The 5,640-nt window shown below is 74.8% G+C and carries 7 protein-coding genes; all 7 read right to left on the bottom strand.

Translation table 11 applies throughout. From position 1 onward, the window contains the following. The coding region (locus CBZ_RS12970; protein WP_130781948.1) for a peptidoglycan-binding domain-containing protein at window positions 1-697 on the bottom strand (697 nt) is incomplete at its 3' end. Further along, the gene (locus CBZ_RS12965) at window positions 694-1,599 is read right to left on the bottom strand and encodes a hypothetical protein (RefSeq protein WP_130781947.1); all 906 of its coding nucleotides are present in this window, start codon (window positions 1,597-1,599) and stop codon (window positions 694-696) included. The genes CBZ_RS12970 and CBZ_RS12965, both read right to left, overlap by 4 nt. A 94-nt stretch (window positions 1,600-1,693) precedes the next feature. Next, a complete protein-coding gene (locus CBZ_RS12960) occupies window positions 1,694-2,119 on the bottom strand; it encodes a peptidase inhibitor family I36 protein (RefSeq protein WP_130781946.1) in 426 nt (141 codons plus the stop codon). 210 nt (window positions 2,120-2,329) lie between these two features. After that, complete coding sequence (locus tag CBZ_RS12955) at window positions 2,330-2,812, bottom strand: DUF456 domain-containing protein (RefSeq protein ID WP_130781945.1); 483 nt, start codon at window positions 2,810-2,812, stop codon at window positions 2,330-2,332. A gap of 106 nt (window positions 2,813-2,918) precedes the next feature. Then, window positions 2,919-3,266 carry a hypothetical protein gene (locus CBZ_RS12950; RefSeq protein WP_130781944.1) on the bottom strand — a complete coding sequence of 116 codons (348 nt, stop codon included), beginning with the start codon at window positions 3,264-3,266 and terminating at the stop codon, window positions 2,919-2,921. Window positions 3,267-3,322: 56 nt separating this feature from the next. Continuing rightward, window positions 3,323-4,003, bottom strand: coding sequence for a response regulator (locus tag CBZ_RS12945; RefSeq protein ID WP_130781943.1), 681 nt, complete (start codon window positions 4,001-4,003; stop codon window positions 3,323-3,325). Further along, window positions 4,000-5,334, bottom strand: coding sequence for an ATP-binding protein (locus CBZ_RS12940; RefSeq protein WP_130781942.1), 1,335 nt, complete (start codon window positions 5,332-5,334; stop codon window positions 4,000-4,002). The genes CBZ_RS12945 and CBZ_RS12940 overlap by 4 nt, the downstream gene beginning before the upstream one ends. Window positions 5,335-5,640 lie beyond the last annotated feature (306 nt).

Raw genomic sequence — 5,640 nt, 5'->3', positions numbered from 1 at the left:
CACCCGCCTCGGGCGCACCGGAGGCGGCGTCACGCGCCGCAGCGGCAGCCGCGGCCGCAGCCGCCCGGTCCCGCTCGGCGACGGCGGCGTCCCGCGCGCGCACCGCCGTCTCGCGCTCCTTCTCGGCGGCGTCGACCGCCTGCGCCAGGTCGGGCGCGGTCGGCGGTGGTCGGTAGCCGACCCGGCGGTAGAGGGCGTCGACGGCCGTCACGGTCCGCCGGCCGTACTCGCCGTCCGGCTGCCCCTCGAAGAGGCCGAGTGCGGCCAGCGCCTGCTGCAGCTGCTCGACGTCGGGACCGGTGTCGCCGGGGGCGATGTCGCGGTACAGCCGGAAGGTCAGGGAGAGGCCGACGACGGGTCGCCCCGACACCTCGCCGAGCACGTCCCCGGAGACGACGCTCTCGCCCGGCTGCCGCTTCTGCGCCGTGACGACGCCCGCGAGGTCCTCGCCGGCGACGCGGACCTCGTCGACCGTCCCCGCGGAGTACGTGCCCTGCACCGCGACGACGTCGCGCGCGACGGAGCGCTGTGTGACCTGCGCGGTGACCGCCGGGACCCGCTCGGCGTTGGCGACGGCCTCCTCCCAGGGCGACTCCACGAGGGTGCCCGCGAGGAACGACGCGGCGATGACGACGGCTGAGAGCACGCACAGCGCGGTGATCCAGACCGCCGGGCCGCGCCGCGACGGCCGCGTCATGCGGGGGGCTCGAACGCCTCGGGGTGGGCCGCGACGTACCGCTGGGCGGCGTCGAGCGCGCGCTGCAGCTCCTCGCCCTGCGCGACGACCTCGTCGGCGTAGTCGAGCAGCACCTCGGCCTGCGCCGCCGCCAGCGCGTCGGCGACACGGCGGGTGAAGTCGGTCTCCTGCTTGCACTCGACGGTCTGGACCGCGAGCGCGACCTGCTCCTCGTCGATCCGGCCGGGGTCGGCGCCGACGACGAGGCCGGGCCGGGCCGTGTCCGGCTCGAGGCCGCGCTCGCGGTAGCACGCGTAGAGCTCGTCGAGCGGCTCGGTGAGGGTCTCGCCCGCGAGGATGGGCTCCTCGGCCTGCCGGAGCTCGTCGTCCCACGGTCCGCCGCCGCCCTTGACGGTGAACTCGGCCCGCTCGGGCGAGCGGTAGCACTCCTCGACGACCGCGCGGTCCTCGTCCGTCAGCTTCTCGTTGACGGCGGCGACCTCGGCGTTGTTGAGCAGCGAGGGCGACCCGTAGTCCTCGGGGACGATGCCGTTGGCCCGCAGGTCGGCGTCGGTGAGGAACGGCGAGACGAACCCGTAGCGCTCGGCCTGCGCGAGGGTCCACGGGCCGTAGAAGGGCTCCGACCGGTAGGTGGGGATCTCGACGAACCGGCCGGTCATGAAGCCGACGCCCTGCTCGCGCGCGCACAGCGTCGCGACGACCTGCTGCGCCGTCTGCAGGAGCGACGCGTCGACCCTGTCCGGGATGAAGCGGTCGTACGGGAGCACGATCGTGCCGTTCTCCTCGTCGAGCGTCACCGAGACGTCGATCGCGGACTGCGCCCTCGCGTCGGCGCCCTCGTCGGGACTGCTGCAGCCGGCGACGAGGACGGTCGTCACCAGGGCGCCGGCGACGACGCTCACGAACTTTGACACCTGGAATCTCTCCTCGGACCCGCGGGCGGACGACGTTCGACCGTGTGGCGGGCCGCCGGAGCCGCCCGCCACACAGCACGACTCAGCAGTCGATGAACTGCCAGCTGCTGATGTAGTCCTCCATGTTCTGGTTGTAGCCGCGGGGCGCGTCCTCGTAGAAGCCGGCGCCGTTGGACAGGTTCGGGTCGCGGTAGTTGGAGCCCGTGAGCTGCTCGCTCCACAGCGCGAAGCCGTACGCGTCCCACGTCGGGTTGGTGTAGCCGCCCGCCCACCACGTCTTGCGGCACGACTTGCCGTTGGTCGCGGCGGAGGAGGCCGCGTTGTCGAGCGCCGTGCCGCCGAGGCTGCCGACGGTGCCGGACCGGCCGATGATCGTGCCCGAGTAGCTCCGGTCCTTCCAGAGACACATCATCCCGGAGTTGCACGTGTAGGCACTGGCCGGGGCGATGCCGACCCCGACGAACGCGACGGTCACGGCGAGCGCACCGACGACCCTTCCAAGCTTCATGAGGTTCTGCCTCTCTGCAGTCCACCCTGAGAACGACGGGGGCGCGATTCGCCCCGTCGTGCCCCGGACGCGACGAATGTCCGTTCCGGTGCGGGCGCACAGTAGCGGCTCGTCACGCCGCGCAGCAAAGTTGGTGAAGGTTGTCACGACTGGGTCTCACGACCGACATCCCTGCAGGTCACACGAACGTGTGACGAACGAACCGTGGCGTCAGGTCACCGCGAGCCCGACGACCCACGCGCCCGTGCACACGAGCGCGCCCGCGAGCTCGACGAGGATCGTGACGCCCGTGGCCTGCAGCGCCGCGACGGTGGCCTTCCAGGCGGGGTCGTGCGCGCGCAGCCGGACCCACTCGGCCGCGTAGGTACCGACGACGAAGCCCACGACCAGGCCGACGACCGGGATGACGAAGAACCCCACGACGCCGAGCAGCCCGCCCCAGACGAGCGTCGAGCCCGGCACTCCCTTGCGCTGCAGGTGCCGCCCCGCGAGCAGGTACTTGCCGACGCCCGCGAGCACGGTCGCGAGGACCGCGACGGTGACCACCGTCCAGCCCGCGGCGCCGCCGGTGACGACGCCCCAGACGACGACGGCGCCGGCGACCAGGAGCCCACCGGGCAGCACCTGGACGACGACGCCGAACAGCCCGACGAGGACGACGACCCCGACGAGCACCTCTCCCGCTGCACCCATGGCGGCAGACCCTAGCGACCGGTCCGGCCGGCCGCCGCGCGGGGCGCGTCAGCGGACGCGTGTCGCGCCGCCGGGCCCGGACGTCCGGACCCGGCGGTCGGGCGCGTCAGCGCCAGAGGACCGCGATGGCGACGTTGACCACCGTGAGGCCGAGGACCGCGCCGAGCAGGCCGCGCGTGACCTTCTCGGGGCGGCGCGTGCCGTAGACGACGAGGCCGGTGACGACCAGCGCGACGACGAGCTTGACCGCGACCTTCACGTTGTTCGGGTCGCGCAGCTCGTCGCTCGCCGACGCCAGGCCGACCATGAGGATGCCGGTGACGAGCGCGGTGAGGATCCCGTGCAGCGCGCCCTTGGGCAGCCGGGTGTCGCGCAGGGTGACGAGCGTGCCGCCGAAGACGATCGCCCAGCCGAGCAGGTGCAGGAGGAGGAGCAGGTGCTGGAGGGTTTCCATGCGGCGAGCCTAGTCGAGCCGCGGCCCGATTCTGACGCCGCGTCAGATCGATCTGGTCACAGCAGGCGTCGCGCCGCCGCCCAGCGCGTCAGCTCGTGCCGGCTCGACAGCTGCAGCTTGCGGAGCACCGCCGAGACGTGCGTCTCGACCGTCTTCACCGAGATGAACAGCTCCGTGGCGACCTCGCGGTAGGTGTACCCGCGCGCGATGAGCCGCATGACCTCACGCTCGCGCGCCGACAGCCGGTCCAGCTCGTCGTCGCCCGTCGCCACGTCGCCCGCCGCCGCGCCGAACGCGTCGAGGACGAACCCCGCGAGCCGGGGCGAGAAGACCGCGTCGTTGCCCGCGACGCGGCGCACCGCGTCCGACAGGTCCGGGCCGTCGATCGCCTTCGTCACGTACCCGCGCGCACCCGCCCGGATCACCGCGACGACATCCTCCGCCGCGTCCGACACCGACAGCGCGAGGAACCGGGTCGTGGCCTGCAGGTCCGTGCAGCGACGGATCACCTCCGCGCCGCCGCCGCCGTCGCCGCCCGGCAGGTGCACGTCGAGCAGCACCACCGGGGGCTGCAGCTCGTGCACCACCCGGACCGCCGACTCGACGTCGTCGGCCTCGCCGACCACGCGCACGCCCGAGTCGAGGGACGCCTTCACCCCCGTGCGGAACAGGTGGTGGTCGTCGACCAGCACCACGTCCACGGCCCCCGTCGGGCCCGTCGTGTCGGTCACGCTCATGACCGCTCCCCTCCCTCGTCCGTCCCGGGCGTGGTCCGCACCGGCACCACCAGCCGCACCTCGGTGCCCCGACCCGACCGGCTCCTGACCTCCGCGGTGCCACCGCGGCGGCGCACCCGCCCCATGATCGACTCCCGCACCCCGAACCGGTCGGGGCCGATCGCGTCCACGTCGAACCCGTCGCCGCGGTCTCGCACGAACACCTCGACCGCGTCGGGCCGCACCTCCAGGTACAGCGACACCGGCGGGCGGCCGTGCACGACGGCGTTGACGAGCGCCTCACGCGCCGCCTGCACCAGCGCCTCCGTGTCGGCGTCCGGCACCATGTCGCCGACGACGACCGCGTCGATCGCGACCGGGTCCCCCGTAGGGCCCGAGCGCGAGTCCTCGACCTCCGCGACGACGTCCTTGAGCGCCGCCGCCAGGGACGTGCCGGGCGCCGGGCGCTCGTCGTACATCCACTCCCGCAGCTCGCGCTCCTGGGCGCGCGCCATCCGGGCCACCTCGGCGCCGTCGTCGGCGCGGGCCCGGATCAGGGCCAGGGTCTGCAGCACCGAGTCGTGCAGGTGCGCCGCGATGTCCGCGCGCTCCGACTCGCGCGCCCGCGCCGCCCGCTCGTCGCCGAGCTCGCGGACCAGCCGCAGCCACCACGGCGCCAGCACGAGGGCCACGCCTGCCAGGACCGCGACCGCCGCGACGACGGCCTGCACGAACGCCGCAGGCTCGACGCCGCCGCCGCTGAGCTGCCCGACCAGCAGCAGCCCGCCGACACCCGCGAGGACGACCCCGCCCAGCAGCCGCAGCACCCCGACCGACGGGCGGCCCGTCTCGGTGCGCCAGCGCTCGCGCGGGGCGTGGTCGAGCTGGCTCCACGCGAGCCCCAGACCCGCGAGGAGCACGAGGGCCGGCAGCAGCCAGTCGACGTTCAGGTCCGCCCCCCGCCGGACCGCGACGAGCGCCACCGCGCCGACCACGAGCAGCGCGCCCGTGACGATCGTCGACAGCGGCAGCCGGCGGGCCGGGTCCGCGTCGTGCTGGCGGCGCGCGAGCCGGGTCAGCGCCGTCGGGCGCAGATCCTGCGCGGCCGCCGCCGGGTCGCCCGTCGGGACCGTCAGCCACCAGAACACGTACAGCGCCGGACCGACGCCCGCGACGGGCACCAGGAGCAGGAACGCGAAGCGCACCAGCCCGACCGGGACGTCGAGGTGCGCCGCCAGGCCGACCGCGACCCCCGCGAACCAGCGGCCCCGCGCGGGACGGCGCAGCGGCAGCCGGGCCCGCGGCGCGGTCGCGCCGGGTCCGGGTCGCAGCGGGGCGGGTGCGGACGTCACGCACCGATCGTCACACGTCCCGGACCCCGCACGGTGCCGATCCCCGGCCGATCCGGTGACGTTCAGGGCACGATCAGGGACCGTCGGCGCCCCGGTCAGGGCCGCGCGGCGCAAGGATCAGGGTCGGCTCAGGGGAGCACCCGATGCCGCGACCCCACCCCCGGCGAGCAGGATCGAGACATGGACACGTACCCCTCTGCCGGCGGACCTGCCGGCCCGGACGCGACCGGCGCGCACGGCGACCCCGCCGGACCGGCCGCTGCCCCGCACGCCGCCGACGGCCCGCCCCCCGGGGCAGGACCCGCG

It is taken from the genome of Cellulomonas biazotea, from assembly GCF_004306155.1.
GTDB classification, from domain to species: Bacteria; Actinomycetota; Actinomycetes; order Actinomycetales; family Cellulomonadaceae; genus Cellulomonas; species Cellulomonas biazotea.
This window is presented reverse-complemented; position numbering and strand designations above follow the sequence as displayed.